Annotated in this window: 15 protein-coding genes and 1 pseudogene; 9 read left to right on the forward strand and 7 right to left on the reverse strand. The window is 70.2% G+C overall.

From position 1 onward, the window contains the following. The 3 genes from HMPREF0975_RS16540 to sucC all read right to left on the reverse strand — a co-directional run. Positions 1-748 (reverse strand): cell division protein PerM (locus tag HMPREF0975_RS16540; protein ID WP_009232410.1); only part of this gene is annotated, 748 nt, incomplete at its 3' end. After that, a complete protein-coding gene (gene sucD / locus HMPREF0975_RS01870; protein WP_009232411.1) occupies positions 745-1,686 on the reverse strand; it encodes a succinate--CoA ligase subunit alpha in 942 nt (313 codons plus the stop codon). The genes HMPREF0975_RS16540 and sucD, both read right to left, overlap by 4 nt. A gap of 3 nt (positions 1,687-1,689) precedes the next feature. Further along, entirely contained in the window at positions 1,690-2,895 is a 1,206-nt protein-coding gene (gene sucC, locus HMPREF0975_RS01875; RefSeq protein ID WP_009232412.1) for an ADP-forming succinate--CoA ligase subunit beta, read from the reverse strand. Positions 2,896-3,201: 306 nt separating this feature from the next. On the opposite strand from sucC, the gene HMPREF0975_RS01880 reads away from it, so the two are divergent. The 5 genes and pseudogenes from HMPREF0975_RS01880 to HMPREF0975_RS01900 all read left to right on the forward strand — a co-directional run bounded on the left by HMPREF0975_RS01880 (position 3,202) and on the right by HMPREF0975_RS01900 (position 10,145). Next, positions 3,202-3,972 (forward strand): phosphotransferase, encoded by a 771-nt coding sequence (locus HMPREF0975_RS01880; RefSeq protein WP_009232413.1) that lies wholly within the window; start codon positions 3,202-3,204, stop codon positions 3,970-3,972. Positions 3,973-4,572: 600 nt separating this feature from the next. Further along, positions 4,573-6,947: pseudogene (locus tag HMPREF0975_RS01885) on the forward strand (6-phosphofructokinase). 6 nt (positions 6,948-6,953) lie between these two features. Further along, entirely contained in the window at positions 6,954-7,799 is an 846-nt protein-coding gene (locus HMPREF0975_RS01890; protein ID WP_009232416.1) for a CPBP family intramembrane glutamic endopeptidase, read from the forward strand. Between the two features lie 78 nt (positions 7,800-7,877). Next, positions 7,878-9,179 (forward strand): chloride channel protein, encoded by a 1,302-nt coding sequence (locus tag HMPREF0975_RS01895; RefSeq protein ID WP_049939316.1) that lies wholly within the window; start codon positions 7,878-7,880, stop codon positions 9,177-9,179. 99 nt (positions 9,180-9,278) lie between these two features. Beyond that, positions 9,279-10,145 carry a CPBP family intramembrane glutamic endopeptidase gene (locus HMPREF0975_RS01900; RefSeq protein WP_009232418.1) on the forward strand — a complete coding sequence of 289 codons (867 nt, stop codon included), beginning with the start codon at positions 9,279-9,281 and terminating at the stop codon, positions 10,143-10,145. Here the strand turns inward: HMPREF0975_RS01900 and HMPREF0975_RS01905 are convergent. Both HMPREF0975_RS01905 and HMPREF0975_RS01910 read right to left on the reverse strand, forming a co-directional pair. Beyond that, the gene (locus HMPREF0975_RS01905; protein ID WP_009232419.1) at positions 10,135-10,782 is read right to left on the reverse strand and encodes a nitroreductase; all 648 of its coding nucleotides are present in this window, start codon (positions 10,780-10,782) and stop codon (positions 10,135-10,137) included. The two genes, HMPREF0975_RS01900 and HMPREF0975_RS01905, sit on opposite strands and share 11 nt — an antisense overlap. A 107-nt stretch (positions 10,783-10,889) precedes the next feature. Beyond that, positions 10,890-12,758 (reverse strand): alpha-glucosidase, encoded by a 1,869-nt coding sequence (locus tag HMPREF0975_RS01910; protein ID WP_009232420.1) that lies wholly within the window; start codon positions 12,756-12,758, stop codon positions 10,890-10,892. Between the two features lie 286 nt (positions 12,759-13,044). On the opposite strand from HMPREF0975_RS01910, the gene HMPREF0975_RS01915 reads away from it, so the two are divergent. The 4 genes from HMPREF0975_RS01915 (at position 13,045) to HMPREF0975_RS01930 (ending at position 19,112) form a co-directional block, all read left to right on the forward strand. After that, a complete protein-coding gene (locus HMPREF0975_RS01915; protein WP_049939317.1) occupies positions 13,045-15,570 on the forward strand; it encodes a TIM-barrel domain-containing protein in 2,526 nt (841 codons plus the stop codon). Between the two features lie 79 nt (positions 15,571-15,649). Next, positions 15,650-17,599 carry a beta-N-acetylhexosaminidase family protein gene (locus HMPREF0975_RS01920; RefSeq protein WP_198009128.1) on the forward strand — a complete coding sequence of 650 codons (1,950 nt, stop codon included), beginning with the start codon at positions 15,650-15,652 and terminating at the stop codon, positions 17,597-17,599. 53 nt (positions 17,600-17,652) lie between these two features. After that, positions 17,653-18,297 (forward strand): sugar O-acetyltransferase, encoded by a 645-nt coding sequence (locus tag HMPREF0975_RS01925; protein ID WP_009232423.1) that lies wholly within the window; start codon positions 17,653-17,655, stop codon positions 18,295-18,297. A 95-nt stretch (positions 18,298-18,392) separates the two neighbouring features. After that, entirely contained in the window at positions 18,393-19,112 is a 720-nt protein-coding gene (locus tag HMPREF0975_RS01930; RefSeq protein ID WP_009232424.1) for a nitroreductase, read from the forward strand. 147 nt (positions 19,113-19,259) lie between these two features. Here HMPREF0975_RS01930 and HMPREF0975_RS01935 read toward each other — a convergent pair whose 3' ends face one another. Further along, positions 19,260-20,261 (reverse strand): CPBP family intramembrane glutamic endopeptidase, encoded by a 1,002-nt coding sequence (locus tag HMPREF0975_RS01935; RefSeq protein WP_049939319.1) that lies wholly within the window; start codon positions 20,259-20,261, stop codon positions 19,260-19,262. Positions 20,262-20,367: 106 nt separating this feature from the next. Then, on the reverse strand, positions 20,368-23,013 hold a 2,646-nt coding region (locus HMPREF0975_RS01940), incomplete at its 5' end, for a UvrD-helicase domain-containing protein (RefSeq protein ID WP_009232426.1).

Raw genomic sequence — 23,013 nt, forward strand, 5'->3', positions numbered from 1 at the left:
CCGATGAGCCATGAGCAGGCCCAGATGAGCATGGTCGGCACCCAGGCGATCTGGAGCAGGACGAGGCCGCCATCGCGATGAACCCGCCGCCGGCAAGGGCGTCGTGCAGGACCGAGACCCGGCCGGCTCCCTTGAAAGCGGCCGCGGCCACCACCAGGAGGCTCAGCAGCGCCAGGGCCCGCGCGGCGCCGTAGGCCAGAGACAGGGCCGGAGCCGCCCAACGGGGGCGATGGTCCCACCACCGGGTCAGGGCAGACCAGCCGTTGCCGGCGCGCTGAAGCTGGACGGCGACGACGGCGCACGTGATCGCGGCGATTCCGCCGACCGCCGGCCAGGCGCTGGGCCCCTTGGGGCCAGTCAGGCAGACCAGGATCGCGACGGCGGCCGCGGCGACGACGATGGCCGCCCCTGCCGCCGGACGAGTGGGACGGGCGCGCCGCACGCAGTTCCAGGTCCAGCCCACCTGCACCAGGGTCAGTCCCAGCAGCGGCAGGCTGAGGGTTCCCTGGTCGGCGGAGGAGGAGGTGACCATCCCCCCGAAGCCGAGGCTCCACAGGGCCGTACCGGCGCGCACGGCCTCGCCGGCGCTCAGGGCGGCCGCAGCGCTGAGGCTGGAGCTCGCCATGGACACGGCGACCGTCAGCAGCACCACCATCAGCCAGTTCAGGCCGACCGATTCGATCCCCACGCGCAGGGACCACAGGGTCCAGGACGTCAGGCCGGCGACTCGTGACCGGGCCGGGCTCAAGCTCCCACCTCGCCGGCCAGCCGGCGGTAGAGCTCGCGGGCAATCTCGGCGGTCTGACTGGGAGTGCGCCCCACCCGGACGCCGGCGGCCTCCAGGGCGGTCTTCTTGGCCTCGGCGGTGCCCGACGATCCGGAGACGATGGCCCCGGCGTGGCCCATGGTGCGCCCCTCGGGGGCGGTGAAGCCGGCGACGTAGGCGACCACCGGCTTGGTCATATGCTCGCGGATGTAAGCGGCGGCGCGCTCTTCGGCGTCGCCCCCGATCTCGCCGATCATGACCACCAGGCGGGTGTCGGGGTCGGCCTCGAAGGCGGCCAGAGCATCGATGTGGGTGGTGCCGACCACCGGGTCCCCGCCGATGCCGATGCAGGTGGTGAAGCCCAGGTCGGACAGCTCGTGCATGAGCTGGTAGGTCAGGGTGCCGGACTTGGAGACCAGTCCCAGGGGACCGGGACCGGTGATGTCGGGCGGGGTGATGCCCACGTTGGAGCGGGCCGGGGAGATGATGCCCGGGCAGTTGGGGCCGATGATCTGGACGCCGTGCTCGGCCGCGTAGGCGCGCATCCAGGTCGCGTCGGCCACCGGGATGCCCTCGGTGATGACGACGACGAGGCGCACCCCGGCGTCGACGGCCTCGACGACGGCGCCCTTGGCGAAGGCCGGCGGGACGAAGACGGCACTGACCTCGGCGCCGGTGACCTGCCTGGCCTCGGCGACGGTGCCGTAGACGGGGACCTCAACGGTTCCGGCCTGAACCTCGCCGGCGCCGGGGCCGATGGGGGCGACGTCGAAGGCGACGGCGGTGCCGGCCTTGCGGGGATTGACGCCGGCGACGACCTTGGTGCCGGCCGAGAGCATACGGGTGGTGTGCTTGCGGCCCTCGGAGCCGGTCATGCCCTGGACGATGACGCGGTCGGTCTCGGTCAGGAAGATGCTCATGTCTCAGGCCTCCTTGGAAGCGGTCTGCCCGCTGATCTGCTCGGCGATGGCGGTGACGACGTCGGCGGCCCCGTCCATGGTGTCGACGACGGTGACGCCCTCGATGGCGGCCTCGGCCAGGATGGCGCGGCCGGTCTCGGCGTTGTTGCCGTCCAGGCGCACGACGACGGGCTTGGGCAGTCCGCCCAGGGACTCGACGGCGGTCACGATGCCCTGGGCGACGGTGTCGCAGGAGGTGATGCCGCCGAAGACGTTGACGAGGATGGCGCGCACCTGGGGGTCGGAGGCGACGACTTCCAGGCCGGTGGCCATGACCTCGGCCGATGACCCGCCTCCCAGGTCGAGGAAGTTGGCGGGCTTCATGCCGCCGTGGCGCTCGCCGGCGCCGGCAACGACGTCGAGGGTGGACATGACCAGACCTGCGCCGTTGCCCAGGACCCCGACCTGGCCCTCGAGGCGCACGTAGTTGAGGCCGGCCTCGCGGGCGCGGGCCTCCAGGGGGTCGGTGGCGGCGGAGTCGACGAGCTCGGAGTGGGCGGGGTGGCGGAAGCGGGAGTTGTCGTCGAGGGTGACCTTGCCGTCCAGGGCGATGATGCGGCCGTCGGCGGCCTTGACCAGGGGGTTGACCTCCACGAGTGTGGCGTCCTCGGCGGTGAAGACCTCCCAGAGGCGCTCGATGACGGCGGCGACGTCGTCGGCCAGTGACTCCGCCTCGAAGCCTGCGGCCTGAACGATCCGGTGGGCGACGGCGGGGGTGATGCCCTCGAGCGGGTCGATGCCGACGCGGGCCAGGGCCTCGGGGCGCTCGGCGGCGAGGGTCTCGATGTCCATACCGCCCTCGCGCGAGCACATGGCCAGGTACTGGCGCTCGGCGCGGTCCAGGAGGATGGAGAAGTAGTACTCGGCCTCGATGTCGACGCCGTCGGAGATGAGGACGGCGCGCACGGTGTGGCCCTTGATGTCCATGCCCAGGATGTCGCGGGCGCGGGCCTCTGCCTCGGCGGCTGTGCGGGCGAGCTTGACGCCGCCGGCCTTGCCGCGGCCGCCGGTCTTGACCTGGGCCTTGACGACCACCAGCTCGCTGCCCGCCTCCAGGAGGGACTGCGCGGCGCTGCGCGCCTCCTCGGGGGTCGTGGCCACGGCGCCGTCGAGCACGGGGACGCCGTGCTGGCGGAACAGGTTCCTGGCCTGGTACTCGTAGAGATCCATGCAGCTGATCCTCTCGGGGCATGTGGATGGCTTGTGGGCGCGGGCCGGCGTCGGCCGGGCGGGCACCGGTATTGAGCCTAACGTCCCGGTGCCTCGCGAGGAGGTCGGACACGGGTGCGAGGCGGCGTCTCATGAGGAGACGGGCGCGGCGTCTCACAGCGAGGCGGGGTGGACGGGTACAGCCGCCACGCCCCGCCTGCAGCCGACGTGCTGCGCGATCGTCAGCAGATCCGGCCCTTCTCGTAGCCATCGTCGGCCACGAGCGCCGTCCACCCACGTAGGATGACAAAGCATGGAGCAGGTGGCATGAGCGAGGTTCCCGAGGACCTTCGGGGCGGGTCGACCGAGGTCACCAAGGTGGGCAGCAGAGTCCTTCGCAGTCGGCGCCAGGGCAGCACCAATGTCGAGTGGCTGCTCACCGTGCTCGAGTGCCGGGGGTTCAAGTACTCCCCACGTTTCCTGGGCCTGTCCGACGACGGCCAGCAGGTCCTCGAGTTCATGGAGGGGCGGGCCGGAAGCTACCCATTGCCTGCGGCACTGCGCAGCGACGAGGCGCTCATCTCGGCGGCCCGGGCGCTGCGCTCGCTGCACGAGGTGACCAGTGACCTGGCGACCGAGGTGGTGGAGGGCTGGATGCTGGAGGCAGTTGAGCCCTACGAGGTCATCTGCCACGGGGACTTCGCACCGTACAACTGCGTCTTCGACGAGAGCAGGCTGGTCGGAATCATCGACTTCGACACCGCGCACCCGGGCCCTCGCATCCGCGACGTCGCCTACGCGATCTATCGTTTCGCCCCACTCACCGCGCCAGGAAACGCGGTCGGTTTCGGCTCTCTGGCCGAGCAGGCTCGGCGGGCTCGGCTGTTCTGCGACGAGTACGGGGAGGTGAATCGGACTCAGGTCATCGAGACCGTGTGCCGACGGCTGCTCGATCTGGTCAGCTACATGCGGTCGCAGGCGGCGCAGGGCGACGCGGCATTCCAATCCCATCTCGACGGCGGCCACGACACCGTCTATCTACGTGACGTCCACTATCTGAGGACCAACGCGGCGGCACTTACCAGGGCGCTCATGTAAGAGACCCCGATCGAACCGCCACTGGATCGCAGCACGAGGCCTTTACCCATGAACGCCGTCGAGAACGTACTTTCCCTACGAGAACTGCGTTTTCCTCCGGATGACTGAGGGCAGACCCCAGTCGTCTGCGGGAGATCGCAGTTCCCGATCACGAAGTACGTTCCCAATCCTGCACTGCGCGCCACAACGCGAATTATCATGAATTGATACGAGGAGAGGGCTCGAGAAGGGAGACGGTCATGCCCGCACTCACGGCAACGAGCGCGCTGGTCGGCGCTGTGGTGCTCCTCGGCCTCTGGAGCGGCAGGCGGTGGGGCCGACGACGCAAGCGCGTCCTCGACGCCGAGGCCCACAGGTTCCGCGCTCGTCGAGACAGGTAGGTCCCTGGTCCGTGGACTTGCTGTCCCCCTGCTCCCAAAGCAGGAGGACATACAGCTCCCCTCATCCATGGGTTCACCGGGGACTGACGGACGCGTGGAAGCCTCTCCTGGGACCACAGGCGGATGACGTGGCGGCGCTCACCAGCAACAATAAGGACCGATGTCCTCCCGGCCGACGCCGGGAGCCAGGCCCACCGGCGACCCCAGGGAAGGACCCCACATGCCAGCCGCCATGTCCTCAGACAACGCCCTCTCCCCCACCGGCTCGTCATCCGGTCAACTCCTCGGCCTGGACGGCGAGCCCCTGCGCATCGGGGTCCTCACCTCCGGCGGTGACGCCCAGGGTATGAACGCGGCCGTGCGGGCCGTAGTGCGCACCGCTATCCGCCTGGGCGCCAAGCCATACGCGGTCATGGAGGGTTGGGCCGGGGCCGTGGCCGGCGGCGACGGCATCCGTCCCCTGGAGTGGGATTCGGTGGGTTCCGTCCTCCAGCGCGGCGGCACCATCATCGGCACCGCTCGCTCGGCCGAGTTCCGCGAGCGCGCCGGCCAGCTGGCGGCCGCCCGCAACCTCCTGGAGCACGGCATCGACCGGCTCGTGGTCATCGGCGGCGACGGGTCCCTGACCGGCACCAACGAGTTCCGCAAGAACTGGCCCTCCCTGCTCGAGGAGCTCGTCGAGGCCGGTGACATCAGTGCGGAGACGGCCGCCGCCCATCCTGTCCTCATGGTGACCGGCCTGGTGGGCAGCATCGACAACGACCTGGTGGGCGCCGACATGACCATCGGCACCGACTCGGCCCTCCACCGCATCCTGGAGGCCATCGACGACATCTCCTCAACGGCCGCCTCCCACCAGCGCACGTTCGTCGTGGAGGTCATGGGCCGCCACTGCGGCTACCTGGCCCTCATGGCGGCCGTGGCCGGGGGCTGCGACTACGTCCTGGTCCCCGAGCTCCCCCCGGCAAGGACTGGGAGGAGGACATGTGCTCCAAGCTCAAGGCGGGCCGGGAGGCCGGGCGCCGCGAGTCCATGGTGATCGTCGCCGAGGGCGCCACCGACCGCGAGGGCAACCGCATCACCGCCGACGACGTCCGCCAGGTCATCGCCGACAAGCTGGGCGAGGCCGCCCGCGTCACCATCCTGGGGCACGTCCAGCGCGGTGGCCGCCCCAGCGCCTACGACCGCTGGATGTCCACGCTGCTGGGCTGCGCCGCCGCCCGCGAGGTGGTGTCGATGGAACCGGGCAGCGAGCCTGCCATCATCGCCGAACGCCACAACCGCATCCGCCACCTGCCGATGATGGAGCAGATCGCGGCCACCCGCGCCGTCAAGGACCTCGTGGCCGCCCATGACTACCTCGGGGCGATCCAGGCCCGCGGGGCCAGCTTCGGCAATATGCTCGAGCTGTTCGAGACCATGTCCACCCCGCCAGTCGATCCCGTCCCCGGCACGGGCTCGCAGGCGTCACCCACCACGCGCCCCAAGCGGGTCGCCATCATCCATGCCGGGGGCCTGGCCCCGGGGATGAACACGGCGGCGCGCGCGGCCGTGCGTCTGGGCATCGACCACGACTTCACGATGCTGGGAGTCTACGGCGGCTTCCCCGGTCTGCTCGACGGCGATGTGCACGAGCTGACCTGGGCCGACGTCGAGGGCTGGGTCGGCGACGGCGGCGCCCAGCTGGGAACGCGCCGCGAGGTGCCTACCATCGAGCAGCTCTACGCCCTGGGGCGGGCCATCGAGCTCCATGAGATCGACGCCCTGCTGGTCATCGGCGGATACAACGCCTACCTGAGCGCCTACCGCCTGGTCACCGAGCGGGACCGCTACCCCGCCTTCCAGATCCCGATCGTGTGCGTGCCGGCCTCCATCGACAACAACCTGCCCGGCTCCGAGCTGAGCATCGGCACCGACACGGCCCTCAACAACGCGGTGGTGGCGCTGGACTCCATCAAGCTCTCCGCGGCGGCCTCGCACCGCTGCTTCGTCGCCGAGGTCATGGGCCGCAAGTGCGGCTATCTGTCCCTGATGTCCGGTCTGGCCACCGGTGCGGAGAAGGTCTACCTCAACGAGGAGGGCATCACCCTCAAGGGGTTGGCCGCCGACTCCGAGCGGATGGTGGAGTCCTTCCGCTCAGGACGCAGCCTCTACCTGGTGATCCGCAACGAGCGGGCCAGCGTCAACTACACCACCGACGTGCTGGCCCACATCTTCGCCGAGGAGGGCAAGGACCTCTACGACGTGCGCGAGGCGATCCTGGGCCACCAGCAGCAGGGCGGCAGCCCCACGGCCTTCGACCGGATCATGGCGACCAAGCTCGTCGCCTACTCCCTGGATCTGCTGGCCGGTGCCCTCAAGCGCGGCGAGCCGACAGCCTCCTACGTGGGCCTGGTGGGGGGCAAGGTCTCCGACCACCCGTTGGACCGCATGAACGACGACCTCGACCGCGACCACCGTCGCCCCCGCTACCAGTGGTGGCTGGGTCTGCGCCCCGCCGTGTCCCTGGTCAGCCAGAACAGTGGAACCCTGGCGCTCGAGGACGTCCCCGACTTCGGCGAGGCGGTCGACGACGCGGCCGGCGATCAGAGGTAGCAGGAGGTGACTGCCCGCCCCGGCCCGCAGCGCACGGTGGTTCCGCCTGGGACCGCCGGAACCTCCGCCGGGGCGGACGCGGCCCGCACTCGGAGGAGCGCCTGGGCGGCCCTGGTCCTGCTCGTCGGAGGCCTATCGCTCGGCGTCGTCCTGGCTCTGGTGGGCGGCCCCTGGCAGGTCCTCGCCGTTCTGCACCTGGGGGCGCTGGCGATCTGGTTCCTCGTGTGGCGCCGCAGTTGGCGCGACCTGCTGCGCTCCGCGGGGCCTCGCAGTCCCTGGCTGCTCTTCGCCGTCGGCGCGGGCCTGTGCGCTCTCAGCGCCGTGGCACGCCACCCGATCGACAACCCGGGAGCCGCCCTCGCCCCTGTGACACCTACCGGGTTGCTGTCCGCTCTGGCTATAGCACTGGGGGTCGGTGTGCTCATGAACGCCGTCCCCGAGGAGTTCTCGCTGCGCCGCTGCCTGCTCGAACCCCTGCGGGCGCAGTTCGGGGGCGGGTTCGCCCTGTGGACCACAGCCCTGGCTTTCGTCGTCATGCACCTGCCCACCTGGATCTCCTCTCACGCTACCGCCTCCACCTATGCGGCTGAGGTCCCCGAGAAGCTTCTCTTCGGACTGGTGGCCGCCTGGTCCGTCCTACGCCTGGACTCCCTGGCCTTCGCCCTGGGCATGCATGTGGGCGGCAACTTCACCGGTGTTCTGCTGGACTCTCTGAGCCGGGAGGAGACCCTGACCGGATGGAGCCGGTTCACCACTCCGTCCGTTATCGCCATACTCGCCGAGACGCTGGTGACGGCCGCAGCCGTCTGGTACCTGGGACGCCCGAGCCGCACGTCGAGGCCCCGCCGCTAACGGGGTCTGTTCGAGGCCGGTGACGGCGTCGGTCGTCTCGTCGGCGCCCGATCCGCGGGGCCGGGTATCGTGCCTGGCGTGCGCGCGCTGACCCGACCCCGATTCCTTCTGGCCGCCGCCTTGGCGGGCGTGGCCGCGGGCCTTATCGGGATCGCGATGGCACTGCTCCTGGAGGTCTTCGAGTCGTTGTTCTACGGCGTCGCCCACGGCGCGCTCCTGGAGCGCCTGGCCGGCGCCCCGCCCTGGCGGCGCGCACTCGCCCCGGCCACGGGCGGCCTCGTCGCCGGTGGCATGTGGTGGTGGCTGCGCGCAACCGGTGGGGTGGCCGACGTGGAGACCGCAGTGGCGGACCACTCGGGCAGGGCGGCAACCCGGATGGGACTGGCACGGCCCTTCCTCGACGCCGTCACCCAGGTCCTCACAGTCGGTTCTGGCAACTCGGTGGGTCGCGAGGGCGCCCCGCGCCTGGCCGCCGGTGCCGTGGCGGCCGGACTCGCCGCCCGCCTGGGGATCGGCAGGCCCGAGGGCGCGATCCTCATCGCCTCTGCGGCCGGGGCGGGTCTGGCGGCCATGTACAACGCGCCGCTGGGAGGGGCGGCCTACGCCGTCGAGCTCGTCATGGTTACCGGGATGCGGCGGCGCGGGGCCCTCGTGGCGGTCCCGGTGTGCGTCATCGCCACGCTCGTCTCCTGGCTGCACTCCCACGGACGGCCCACCTTCGAGATCACCTCGCAGGGACCCTCGTCGGGAACCGTCCTCGGATTGGTTCTGCTCGTGCCCGTAGCCGCCGCGCTGGGAGTGGGGGCCAGGCGACTGTGGTCGTGGATGCTGGCACGCCGGGTACGCGCCACCCGGTGGCTGCCAGCGGCGATCGGGGCGGCGGGATTGGTCACCGGGCTGGTGAGCCTGCGGGTTCCGGCCGTCGTCGGCAACGGACGCGACGCCATGGAGGCGGCCCTGGGCACCCGCGTTCCGGAAGCCTCGAGCGGCGCTGCGGGTGCGACCCTGGTCATGCTGCTGGGCATCGTGGTCCTCAAGCCGGCCCTCACCGGGCTCACGCTCGGGGCCGGTGCTACCGGCGGACGCCTGGCACCGTCCCTAGCCGTGGGATCAAGCGCAGGAGCCACCCTGGCGATCGCGCTTCAGGCCAGCGGGGTGGAGGTCAGCATCTCGGTGCTGGCGATGGCGGGAGCGGGCGCGGTGCTTGCCACGACCCAGAAGGCCCCCGTCTTCGGGATCGTCTTCACCTGGGAACTGGCCCGCGCCGAGGTCTGGACACTGACAGCGCTGATCGCCGTCGTCCTGCCGGTCATGCTGGTGGCCTCCTCCACCCGGCGGCAAGCCGTGGCCTCCCGGCTGCGGAACTTGGGGATGCGATAGTAAAAGCCTCCTGCCGCGCGTCAGGGTCATTATTTCTTCCGATCGACCGTATACTCCTGCGCGGATCGTGACAGACAGCCGCTTCTCACCGGAATCACTATGGATCGTCACAGGGACGTCGCCCCACCTCGCCACGCGTTACGGCCCTCCACGGCCGACGCCCACGCCTTCGAGACCGGGCAGCCCGCTGTCTCTGAAAGCGTCACCCTTGCCGCCGTCACCCTGCTGGTCGGCGCCCCGGCACTGGGAACCGCCCTGGCACTCGTCCGGGGACCGTGGTTCCTCATGCTCATCCTCCTTCACCTCGGCGGACTCGCCCTCTGGTTCGGACTATCCCACCGCGGCTGGCGCAACCTGCTGGCCGGTGGCGGCGTTCGCAGCAGAACCGTCCTCTTCACCACCGGCGCCCTGGCCGGGGTCGCCTTCGGCGGGCTGCACGCCTGGATGGGGCCGACGGGCACCGGCCCCCTGTGGAAGTCGGAGATCACCGCATCCACGGTGCTTCACGCCCTGGTCTTCGCCGTCTTAGTCGGCATTGCGTATAACGCGATCCCTGAGGAGATCACGCTGAGACGCACCCTGTTCGCACCGGTGCGAGAACGCTTCGGGGCCACTGCGGCTGTGCTTGTGACAACGGCATCCTTCACCGCCATGCATCTTCCGACCTGGCTGGCCTCGGAGACCAGCCTTCCGGGCTACGCCTGGCAGGTTCTCCACAAGGTGCTTTTCGGGCTGCTCGCCGGCTGGTCGGTGGTGCGACTGGGGTCCGTGTTCTTCGCCCTGGGTCTGCACGTCAGCGGAAACGCGCTGGGCCTGTTCATCGGCCAGCTTCAGAGCGAGAACCTGCCCGACTTCGAGATCTCGTGGCTCAACGCCGCCATCCTGGTCGTAGGCGCAGCCGTGACCGCCGGCCTCATCCTCCTCCTGGGCCAGCGGCGGGAGCATCGCCCTGCGCTCAGTCCTTGATCGTGAGGATCTCGTCGACGTCGACGCGGCTGGGAGCGAAAGCCGCCAGCGCCGAGTCCGCGGGGTGGCCCAGCGCGATCCCGACCGCCACGATCTCATCGGCTCCGATCCCCATGGCCTCGCGCACCTCGTCCGGGTACATGACCAGGGCGTAGGCGTTGATGGCGCCAAGGCCCTTGTCGGCAGCCGCCAGGACGAGCATGGCGGAGAAGGCCCCGAGGTCGTGGAAGGACCACGGAGTGGACTCGACCGGGATCGTCACGTACAGGACCGCCTGGGCGTTGAACAACCGTCCCTGCGAAGCCTGGAACTCCTGGACGCCCTCGGCCAGCTGGGCACCGATCTGCTCGCCGAGCGCGGCCATGTTCTCCTGGGTGGTCGGAGACCACTCTGTACGGGGCTTCACCGGGAGGTCGGAGTCTCCCTTCCTGCCGGCGGCGACGTCTGCGGCATGGCGCTTCTTGATCCCGGCCAGCGTGGCCCCGGTGGCCGCATAGACCCGCCAGGGCTGGGAATTCACCCACGACGGCGCCTGCTGGGCAGTGCGCACGATGTCCACCAGCTCCTCCTGGGAGACGGACTGGTCGGTGAAGTCTCGCACCGAGTGACGATTGGCAACGACCTGGCTGAACTCCATGGTGCTCTCCTACTTCCGATATCCGCGGGTTTGTCCACCGAGACCAACGATCGGCCGGCCGGCACTATTCCAGTCGGGGCCGTCTGGCGGGCGCCGTCGGGACCGTCTCAGGCCCGATGGCGCAGCAGCACCGAGTCCCAGCCAGATAGAGCCTCTGGCACTCCCGTGTGCTCTGAGCCCGGCTGGACGTCCGGGTCGCCAGCGCGAAGGATCTGTTCGGCCCCGACCCACTGGCCCGGCTCCAGTCCCTCGGCCGCGAGCGCGGTCAGCAGGCCGCCCTCGCCGATCAGGGGCAGGTCCTCGCGAGCGCACTGGGCGATGAGCAGCAGCTGTTCGAGGCGGTCCTCGCCCGGCTCGGGGGAGCGCCACTGGCGCAGGATGACCCAGGCGGTGGGGTGGTCGGCCGCCAGCAGCCGGAAGGTGCCCAGGGCGAGGGCGTCGTCGTCGTGGCGCAGGGCGATCAGGGAGCGGTAGTGCTCGAAGACGCTGCCGGGCACTCCCGCCTGGGCGGCGGCGTGGACGGTGCCGTGGTCGGGGGCCAGGGCGATCCAGGGCTCACCGGTGGTGAACCCGGCCTTCTCGCTGCCGTCCCAGTGGACGGGGGTGCGGGCGTTGTCGCGGGAGATGGGGGCCAGGCCTGCCAGGACGGCGGCCGGGTCGTCGCCGGCGCGCACGCGCTCGTGGAAGTGGTTGACGGACTCCAGGTCCCGGTAGTCCTCGATGGAGCGGAAGACCGTGTTGGCCATGCCAAGCTCCTCCCCCTGGTAGACGTAGGGAGTGCCGCGGTGGGTGTGGAGGATCGTGGCGAGAGTCTTGGCCGAGCGGACGCGCCAGGCCGGGTCGTCGTCGCCGAAGCGGGAGACGGCGCGGGGCTGGTCATGGTTGTCCCAGTAAGCTGAGTTCCAGCCCTTCTCCGCCGTGACGACGCCGGAGGAGTCAGTGACGGGGGCGAGTGCGGCCTGCCAGTCGGCGAGGTTCTTCTTGAGGGTGACGAGGTGGAGGGGCTGTGGGTCGAACTTGCCTCCGGGCCCGTCGGTGAGGCTGACGTGCTCGAACTGGAAGACCATGTCGAGCTCGGCGCGGGCGGGGTCGGTGTAGAGGGCGGCCTCGCTTCGCGTGGCTCCGGGCATCTCTCCGACGGTGATGACGTGGCCGGGCCGGGGTGCGAGGACCTGCTGGTTCATCTCGTGGAGGAACTCGTGGATGCGCGGGCCGTTGGCCACTGCGACGAAGGAGTTGCCGTAGAGGTCGCCCTCGCCCTGGGGCGCGTCAGCGAGCGGGTAGGTCTTGGAGATGAAGTTGATGACGTCCATGCGGAAGCCGTCGACTCCGCGGTCCAGCCACCAGGTCATCATCTCGTGGACGGCGCGGCGCACCTCGGGGTTCTCCCAATTGAGGTCGGGCTGCTTGGGTGAGAAGAGGTGCAGGTAGAACTCCTGGGTGCCCTCGTCCCAGGCCCAGGCCGACCCGGAGAAGGCCGATCCCCAGTTGGTGGGCTCGGTGCCCGGCTGCCCGGGGGTCAGCCCGTCGACCTGCCGGGCGGGTCTCCAGATGTACCAGTCGCGCTTGGGGTCCTGCGTCGAGGAGCGACTGGCGGTGAACCAGGGGTGCTCGTCGCTGGTGTGGTTGACGACGAGGTCCATGACCAGGCGCATGCCGCGGGCGTGGAGCCCCTCGATGAGGGAGTCGAGGTCTTCCAGGGAGCCGAAGTGGGGGTCGACATCCTGGTAGTCGGAGATGTCGTAGCCGTTGTCGTCCTGCGGAGAGCGGTAGACGGGGCTGAGCCACACAACGTCGACCCCGAGTTCGTCAAGGTGGTCCAGGCGGCTGGTCAGGCCGGGGATGTCGCCGATCCCATCGCCGTCGGAGTCGGCGAAGGAACGGGGGTAGACCTGATAGACGACGGCGCGGCGCCACCAGTCCGGTTCCTCGTCGACGTGATGGGGAGAGACAACCAGGGGTGCGGGACGGGTCATGGGAGGCTTCCTTCCTACCGGCATGTGGCGGAATCTGAAGGGGAGACAGGAACAGGTGAGAGCAGCCCCGACGCGGACGGGGCTGCAGGCGTCACCCGGGTGCACGACGTCGGGCCCGGCAGCTCGAGAATCGTCCCGGCTGCGCCGCCGCAGTCTTGGCGGACCCATGCCGATTGTGTCAGAAAGCGCTGCCAACCGCGGCCGATTATGATGATCTCTCGCGCCTTGCCCCAGGTGCTACCTCTCCCATCGTGTCCCTGTGACGACCCCTGTGAAAGGCCGATCGTTGGTTTCTCCTCTCTCCAATGCCCCCGACATCCCGCGTCCGGCCGCCGCCCACCCCGAGGCGATCGTGGTCGGGTCCTCGCCGGCCGAGTCCCGATACCGGTTCACGGTGCTGACCTCCCGGCTCATCCGCATGGAATTCTCCCCCGCCGGCGTGTTCACCGACGCCGCCACCCAACTGGTCGTCAGCCGCGACCTCGGCGAGCCCCCGTCGTTCCAGGTGGTGCGGAGCGAAGACCGTCTGGAGATCATCACCGAGCACCTGCACCTGACTCATGTCCCCTCGCTGGGCTTCTCCCCGTCCGGACTCAACGTCAGGCTGCGCTCGACGGCGCTTCACGCCCACGGCGGCACCTGGCACCACGGCGACGCCTGGGACCCCGACGAGACCTTCCCGACGAACCTGGGCGGCACCACCCGCACCCTCGATGAGGCCGACGGCACCGTCGCCCTCAGCCCGGGACTGCTGAGCCTGAACGGCATCACCGCCCTGGACGACTCTGCCTCGCTGCTGCTCACTCAGGACGAGTGGGTCCGGCCCCGTGAGTCCGGCAACCGCCTGGCCGACGGGGCACAGGACCTCTACGTCTTCGGCTATGGCCAGGACTACCGGGGGGCGCTACGCGACTTCTTCCGCCTCACCGGTCCCAGTCCTCTCATTCCACGGGCGCTACTGGGCAACTGGTGGAGCCGCTACCACCCCTACAGCGGCCAGGAGTACCTGGCGCTCATGGACCGCTTTGCCGCCGAGGAGCTGCCCTTCTCCGTGGCGGTCATCGACATGGACTGGCACGTCACCGACATCGACCCGGCGATCGGCACGGGCTGGACGGGCTACACCTGGAACCGGGCTCTCTTCCCCGACCCCAAGGCCTTCCTGACCGGTCTGCATGAGCGGGGCATGCTCACCACGCTCAACGTCCACCCCGCCCAGGGGGTACGGCGCCACGAGGACGCCTACGAGGAGGTCTGCTCCGACCTGGGCCTGGACGCAGGCGGCGGGGAGGACATTCCCTTCAACATCGCCGACCGGGGCTTCGTGGCCTCCTACCTCTCCCGGCTCCACCACCGCCTGGAGGACGAGGGCGTGGACTTCTGGTGGCTGGACTGGCAGCAGGGCGGCTCCACGACGGTTCCCGGCCTGGATCCGTTGTGGATGCTCAACCACGTCCACTACCTCGACTCGGGCCGCGAGCGCCCGACGGAGGCGGGCGGCGTGGAGCGGCGTCGGCCGGTGACCTTCTCGCGCTTCGCCGACGCCTCGAGCCACCGCACGCCGGTGGGCTTCTCCGGGGACACGATCATCAGCTGGGACTCGCTGCGCTTCCAGCCGATGTTCACGGCCACGGCCGCCAACATCGGCTACTTCTGGTGGTCCAACGACATCGGCGGGCACATGCTGGGAACCAGCGACGACGCGATGGCGGCCCGCTGGTTCCAGCTGGGCTGCTTCTCCCCCATCAACCGCCTGCACTCGTCGAACTCGGGCTTCACGTCCAAGGAGCCCTGGCGCTACTCGCGCGATGCGCGCGCCACTATGGAGGCGCACCTGCGGCTGCGTCACCGGCTGGTGCCCTACCTGTACACGTGGGCCAGGCGCTCGGTGAGCGAGGGAATCGGCCCGGTGCGACCGGTCTACCACGACCACCCGCAGGAGATGGCCGCCTATGAGCACCGACGCACCTTCTGCTTCGGGGACCTGCTGGTGGTGCCCTTCACCTCCCCGCTGGACGAGGCCACCGGCCTGGGCCAGGAGACGACCTGGTTGCCCGACGGCGTTTGGTACGACCTGCCCACGGGGCGCCGCTACGAGGCCACCACCGGCGGGCACGGGCGCATGCTGAGCCTGTCTCGCCCGCTGGACCGTATCGGCGTGCTCGCCCGGGCCGGGGCGGTGATCCCCCTGGCCGGGAGCCTGACGGAGGCGGCCGGGGACAATCCGCGCGAGCTGGAGATCGTCGTCGTGCCCGGAGGCGCGGGGGGCTTCACCCTGGAGGAGGACGACGGCTCGGCCGAGCCGGGCCCGGATCGAATCGCCCGTACCCGCATGAGGTTCACCTGGCCGCAGACCGAGGGGAAGGACGGCGGGAATGCGGTGCTCCGCATCCGCCTGGAGGGGGCCGCCGACGTGGTCCCGGCCTCGCGGCTGGTGACGGTGAGGCTTCTGGCCGGCCGAGTGGCGGGCGCCCTGCTGGGAGTCGGCGGTCAGGCGCGCCGACTGGCCGTCAAGGAGGTCGACGGCGATGGCTTCACCCTGGGGGCTGGGACACTCGTGCACTTAGGGGAGCTGAGCCGTCAGGAGCTGGCCGACGGCGTCGAGCTGGTGCTGCGTGAAGTGGAGCAGGCGCCGGCCGACTGGCGCGGCGAGGTCCACGCGATCCTGGACGCGGCGCGCGTGGAGTATATGGCCAAGGATCTGGCCTGGGCAGCTGTGCGAAGGGGCCTGAGCGGGACCGCCCTCCTGGGCGAGATGGAGTCTTTGGGCCTGCCGGAGACGCTGCGCTCGGCCGTGGCCGAGGTGCTGTGAGCGCGGCGCCAACCGGCCGCATCGTTTTGAAGGTTTTTACCGCGAACAGTTCAAGTGCCGTTAGTGAACAATGGCCCTCATGGTCGTTTCAGGAGCATTGCCCTCCTCATCCCGTCTTCGGTCCCTCCTCATCCCCGCATTCCTCATCGGATTGGTACTCGGGCTCGTCTCCTCGGCGCCTGAGCCCACGGCCGCGGCCACGCCGGATACCCCGGCCCTGACCCCGGCGCCCCAGTCGGTTCAGTGGACAGGACCGGCGGTGGACCTGACCGGGACGGTGGAGATCGTCAAGGTCGGAAGCGGGGCCGGCGACGACGTCGTCAAGGCGGCCACCGCGATCGTCACCGATGCCGGGGGCAAGGTGGTGTCCCGAAGCGGGCGGACGAGGATCGTCGTCGGCACCGATGACGGCAACGCTTCCCAGTACCGCCCGGCCCCCCTGTCGGTCCCCTCCCAGGCCGAGGGCTATGCCCTGACCACCTCATCGGCGGGCGTCCCCTCCGTGATCGCCCTGGGAAGCGACGCCTCCGGAGCCTTCCACGCGACGACGACGCTCAGGCAGATCACGGTGGGCGGCAAGGTCGCCGGCGCAACGATCACCGACTGGCCGGCCATGCGGGTGCGCGGCGTGGTCGAGGGCTTCTACGGCATCCCCTGGAGTCACCGAGCGCGTATGGACATGCTGTCCTACATGGGCGATCAGCGCATGAACACCTACGTCTACGCCCCCAAGGACGATCCGTATCTGCGCGCCAGGTGGCGCGAGCGCTACCCGGCCTCCGACCTGGCCCGGCTGAAGCAGCTCTCGCAGACAGCCAGAGCGGCGCACATCGACCTGGTGGTCGCGCTCTCCCCCGGGGAGGACATCTGCTACTCCTCCCCCGAGGACTACGCCGCCGCCACCGGCGTCTTCGATCAGCTGCGGGACATCGGGATCACGAGCTTCTACGTCGCCTTCGACGACATCTCCGGAGACTTCACCTGCGACTCCGACACGGCGCAGTTCACGGCGACCGGGGACAAGGCGGCTCTGGCTCAGGCGCAGGCCTACTTCCTGGGCCGCATTCAGCGGGAGTACATCAAGTCGAAGGGCCTGCCGGACCTGTGGATGGCCCCCACCCAGTACACGGGCATGGACAAGACGGACTACAAGACCACCCTGGGGAAGGAGCTCGACCCCGCCATCTCCGTGCAGTGGACGGGGCGAGGAATCGTCACCGACTCCATCACCACCGAGCAGGCCTCCCAGGCGGCTGCGGCCTACGGTACGAGCAAGCTGGTCGTCTGGGACAACTTCCCCGCCAATGATGGGGAGAACCAGGCCCGACTGTTCCTGGGGGCGATGCCGGCGCGCAGCACCGACCTGGGCACGGCGATCACCGGGATCACCACCAACCCGATGATCCAGCCCTACGCCTCCCGGCTGGCCGTGGCCGAGTACGCCAGCTACGCGTGGAACCCGACCGGGCACGACGCCCAGACCACGAGGAGTACGGCGATGGCCAAGATCGTGGGCGCGAGCTCGGGACCCGCGTGGGAGGCGATGCAGGCCTTCGTCGACGTGCACGAGCAGTGGGAGTTCACCGGCTGGCGGGCCTCGCGCACCTGGAACGACGTCTACGCGTTCATCTGGTCCCTCGACGGCGAGGACAACGCGAGCATCGAGGCCAAGGCGGCCGCGCTGCGCACGCGCCTGCGGCTGCTGAAGGACGCTCCCACCACGCTGGCCTCGGTCAAAGTGCGCGACTTCTACAACGACGCCAAGCCGTGGATCGACGCCACCTCGAACTGGGCAAGTGCGGATCTGGCCGCCGTCGACCTCATCCTGGCACTGCGCAGGGGGGACACGGCCGCAGCCCAGAAGGCTCAAACGAGCATGGAGTCGATGGTCGCCCGAGCCGGGGCCAAACGCTTGAGCGCGCTCGACGACAACGGCCGGCCCCAGGCCGGCGCGCTCACCCCGAAGCTGGGGGACACCGGTATGGGCGAGCTGGTGGACCATGCCCGCCAGGCCTGGAACAACCGGTGAGTCGAGATCGTACGTAAGACCCGCGGCCACGATGATGACGGTACGGTCGAGCCATGAGTGAGAACCCCGCCCCGCGCTTCCCCGAGGCCGAGCCCTACTTCGTTGGGGACGAGCGCACCAATCGCGAGCGCATGCTCGCCGGCGACTGGTACGTCTCCGATGACCCAGACAGTGCCAGGATCGCGGCGCACGCCCGCAAGATGCTCTACCGCTTCGAGCGGGCCTTCGCCGAGGGTGAGGAGGACTGCTGGGACCTGCTGCGCTCGGCGATCCCGGGACTGGGTGACAAGGCTCGCCTGCTGCCGCCGGTGCGTGTGGACTACGGGGACAACATCACCGTGGGTGAGGGGACCTTCGCCAACTATGGGCTCGTGGCCCTGGACGTCGTGGAGATCCGTATCGGCGCGCACTGCCAGATCGGCCCGAACGTCCAGCTGCTCACGCCGGTCCATCCCCTAGAGCCGACGCCGCGCGCCTGCTCCCTGGAGGCGGCCGACCCCATCACGATCGGCGACAACGTGTGGCTGGGCGGCGGGGTGATCGTCTGCCCCGGTGTAACCATCGGGGACAACTGCGTCATCGGTGCGGGCTCGGTGGTCACCAAGGACATCCCCACCGGCAGTCTCGCGGTGGGCAACCCGGCCCGCGTCCTGCGCCAGCTGGACGACTCCACCTTCGGGCCCCGACATCAGTCGTAACGCTTGCGTACGACGCCGCGTCACACCCAAGACTGAGGCTGCGCCGCAATCGGCCCCGTCAACCGGCTCCATGACCTGTCCAAGGAGACGTCACAATGAACCCCGAAGCTTTCTCCGACTTGGCCACTGCCCGGCATTCTGTGCGCGACTTCCGGCCTGACCCGGTGCCGAGTCAGGTCCTCGACGCCATCCTTGACGATGCCCGTCAGGCTCCGAGCTGGTCGAACACACGGCCCTTCATGGTGGCGCTGGCCACCGGTGAGCGGGCGGAACGCCTGCGCTCGGCCTACATCGCCGAGTTCGATGCCACACTGCCCTTCCAGCACAAGAAACCCGGCGCCATGGCCCGCCTGGTCCTGAGCGGCAAGGCGCCCGACGGCGACTACCGCACCTGGGCGCCCTATCCCGCGGAGCTGCTGCCCCACTCCCAGGCTGTCGGCGGCCAGCTGTACGCGCACATGGGCATCGCGAGGGACGACCGCGAGGCCCGCGACGCGGCCACCCGCCGCAACTGCGAGGCCTTCGGCGCCCCGGTCATCGGTTTCGTCCTTATCCACAAGGGCCTCATGCCCTTCGCAGCGCTCGACGCCGGGATCATGCTGCAGACCCTGTTCCTGTCGGCCAAGGCCCACGGCGTAGACTCCTGCCCCCTCGGGGTCCTGGCCACCTGGCGCCGCCCCTTCGACGCCGAGTTCGAGGCGCCGGCCGACTACCGCCTCATCACGGGCTTCGCCCTGGGGTACGCCTCCGACGCCCCGGTCAACGACTTCCGGGCTGAGCGGCGCCCCGTGCGCCTGGTGCCGACTCACAGCTGATCCGGTCGCGGCCCGCTCAGACCGTCACCGCCCGTGGTGCTCGACGCCGCGGTCGTACCTTATGCCGCACGTTCGAGGGGTAGAGGGTACGACCGCGCACCCTATGGTACGAACACAAGGTGCCCCATTCTAGCTTCGCAGCAGACCCTAGGCCGGCTGCGTGATCTCCGGCGCAGCCTGGGCCGGGCGGCGCCAGCAGGGCGGGACGATGAGCCCGCGCCGGTAGACCGCTAACAGCATGGCCAGACCAGCCGTCGTGCACAGCAGGACCGCGACGATGGAGCCCTCGACGCCCATGGCTCCGCCGGTGAGCAGGTCGGGTCCGGTGAAGCGGGCCTCGATGAGTCCACGTCCCGACCCGGTACCGGAGATGTCGGAGCCGAAGATGCCGCCCTGGACGAAGTTCCAGGCGGCGTGCACCCCGATCGCCAGCCACAGGCGCCGGGTGAGCAGGTAGCAGGCGCCCAACAGGATCCCGGCCTCCAATATGATCGCCACCGCGCCGAAGACGGTGGCTTGAGGGTTGCCGAGGTGGGCGACGCCGAAGAACACCGCGGTGATGGCCAACGCCCACCAGGTCCCCAGCCATCCCTCGATGAGGCGCAGCATGACGCCTCTGACGAGGATCTCCTCGGTGAATCCTGCGAGGATTCCGGCTTGGAGACCGGCGAGGACCCCCGTGTTCCAGCCGACGTCCACCACGTGGTAGGAACCGAGCAGGGTCAGAACCGCGATGACGGCGCACATGAGCAGCGCGCCCATGGCCAGGCCGACCAGGAGCTCGCGCAGTGCCGCCCCGCGCCCGCCGAGCTCAATGACGGGCCGACCACCGACGAAGCGCACCAGCAGCCAATATCCGAGCAGGGTCAGGGGCACTGCACTGATCGCGATGATGAACGCGACACCCGGCCGCCCCACCGTTCCGCCACCGGCACCGAGTCGAGCAAAACCAGTCGCTACCGCCAGCAGCCCGACGGCCATCTGAGCGCCGACGACGACCGGGACTCCCAGAAGGAGCTGGAGCCAGCCGAGGCGCTCCGCCTTTCGCGGGGGAATGCGCCACTGGGGACTGACCGGAACGAGCCGGTCCAGGAGACGAACAGGCCGAGGTTCTGCTGAAGAGGCTGGAGAGGAATCCGCGCTGTTCATGACCCCAGTGTTCCCTGCCCACCGGTAGCCACGCCTCCCCCGCCAGGAGGAACCAGCCCTGATCCTGCGCTCAGCGCAGTTCCCGGTGGCGTGAGCGATTGATCCGTCAGATCTTGGCCACGGGGGCGTAGCGCAGGATGAGGCGCTTGGTGGCGGGGGCTCCGTCGATGACGAACTCGACGCGGGCGGTCAGGGAGCGCCCCTTGCCCTCCAGGCCGACGACGGTGCCCACCCCGTAGGAGTCGTGGCGCACCTGGTCGCCAGCCCTCAGCCCGGCCACGGCCGCGGGCAGGTCCTCCGAGGCGGCTGCGCTCTCGGCCGGCGAGGGGGTGCTTTGCTTGCCACGGGCCTCGAGGCGGGCGGAGGCGCGTTTGGCGGCCCGGTCCTGGGCGGTCTCCACGCGCCCCAGCTTGCCCGAGCGCTTGGCGCCTCCCCCCACGGGAGGGGCGAAGTCATCGTCGTCGGAGTAGGAGCCCTGTCGGGAACCACCCGAGCGCCGACCGCCCGAGCCGAAGCCACCCTCCCCCCAGCTGCTCCCCCAGCCGGTGCCGCCGCCGCGCAGCGCCTCCATGGAGGATGCCAGACGCTTCCAGTCGATGGTCTCGCCCGGCACGTCGTCGAGGAAACGGGAGGCTGGCATGGCATTGGCCGCGCCCCAGGCCGAGCGCACGGCGGCGCGGGTGAGGTAGAGGCGCTCGCGGGCGCGGGTGAGGGCCACGTAGGCCAGGCGCCGCTCCTCGGCGAGCTCGGTCTCCTCGGCCAGGGAGCGGGTGTGGGGGAAGGTGCCGTCCTCCATGCCGGTGACGAAGACGACCGGGAACTCCAGGCCTTTGGCGGTGTGGACGGTCATGAGGGTGATCCGGCCCTGTTCCTCGGCCTGCCGGGCGTCTTCGTCCTCCAGGTCGGCACTGGGCGGGAGCTGGTCGGAGTCGGCCACGAGCGAGACGCGTTCGAGGAAGTCGGCCAGGGTGCCGTCGGGGTTGGCGGCCTGGAAGTCGCTGGCCACGGAGTGGAGCTCGGCGAGGTTCTCCACGCGGGTGGCGTCCTGGGGGTCGTCGCTGGCGCGCAGCTCGGCAAGGTAGCCCGAGGCGTCCAGGGCGGAGTCGAGGACGTCGGCGACACCGTCGCCGGCGGTCACCATGTGCCGCAGGGTGGTGAGCAGCTCGTGGAAGCCGCGCACCTGGTTACGGGCCCGGGTGGTCAGGCCCTCGACCTCGGGCGGCTCGCCGGCCTCGGCGGTGGACGGGGCCTGCCCGTCTGCGCTCCCAGCACCGGCGGCCCCGCCTGCCTCGTCTGTTTGCGCCTCGCGGGGGGCACCGGCGGCGTCGGCGATCGCCTGTCCGAAGGAGACGGCGTAGCGGGCGGCGTGCTCGGCCAGGGCGCCCTCGGCCTTGTCCCCCAGACCGCGCTTGGGGACGTTGAGGATGCGGCGCAGGTTGACGTCGTCGTCGGGGTTGTCGACGGCGCGCAGGTAGGCGATGGCGTCCTTGATCTCTCGGCGGTCGTAGAAGCGGGTGCCGCCGATGACCTTGTAGGGCTGGCCAGCGCGCATAAAGGCCTCTTCGAGCGCCCGGGACTGGGCGTTGGTGCGGTAGAAGACGGCGACGTCGCGGGGGTGCACGCCGTGCTCGTCGGACAGGCGGTCGACCTCCTGGCTGATCCAGCGGGCCTCGTCGTGCTCGGAGTCGGCGACGTAGCCGGTGATGGGGGCGCCGTCGCCGGCGGCGGTCCACAGGTTCTTCTCGCGCCTTCCGCTGTTGCGGGAGATGACGGCGTTGGCGGCCGAGAGGATGTTCTGGGTGGAACGGTAGTTCTGCTCCAGCAGGATGGTGCGCGCCGTCGGGTAGTCCTCCTCGAACTCCTCGATGTTGCGGATGGTGGCGCCGCGGAAGGCGTAGATGGACTGGTCGGAGTCGCCGACGACGGTCAGCTCGCCCGGCGGCAGGGCCGAGCCCGCCCCGGAGGTGCCGGGCCCGCCGACGAGCTCGCGCACGAGGACGTACTGGGCGTGGTTGGTGTCCTGGTACTCGTCGACCAGGATGTGGCGGAAGCGGCGCCGGTACATCTCGGCCACGGCCGGCCGGGTCTGGAGCAGGGCGACGGTGCGCATGATGATGTCGTCGAAGTCCAGGGCGTTGGCGGCGCTCAGGCGTTCGGCGTAGGCGCGGTAGACCTCGGTCAGGTGGCGCTCGAGGGGGTTGGAGGTCACGGCCCGCTCGGCGAACTGGGCCGGGGTGATGAGCTCGTTCTTGAGGTCGGAGATGCGGCGGGCGAAGGTCTTGGGGGTGAAGCGCTTGGGGTCGATGCCCAGCTCGCGCACGATGAGGGTGATGAGGCGGGTGGAGTCGGCGGCGTCGTAGATGGAGAAGGTGGAGCGCAGGCCGGCGGCCTCGTGCTCGCGGCGCAGGATGCGCACGCAGGCGGAGTGGAAGGTGGAGACCCACATGCGCGCTCCGGCGGGTCCCACCAGGGCGGTGACGCGTTCACGCATCTCGGCGGCGGCCTTGTTGGTGAAGGTGATGGCCAGGATCTCGCCGGGGCGGGCGCGGCCGGTGGCGATGAGGTGGGCGATGCGGTGGGTGAGGACCCGGGTCTTGCCCGAGCCCGCACCGGCGATGATGAGCAGTGGCGTGCCGGCGTGGGTGACGGCGGCCTCCTGGGCGGGGTTGAGGCCGGAGAGCAGCTCGGCCGGGTCTGAGACCGTCACGCCCCAGGCCGGGCCGGAGACGTGGCCCGACGGCGCGGCGCCGTC

The sequence above is a fragment of the Actinomyces sp. oral taxon 849 str. F0330 genome (genome assembly GCF_000239715.1).
Taxonomy (GTDB): Bacteria; Actinomycetota; Actinomycetes; order Actinomycetales; family Actinomycetaceae; genus Actinomyces; species Actinomyces johnsonii.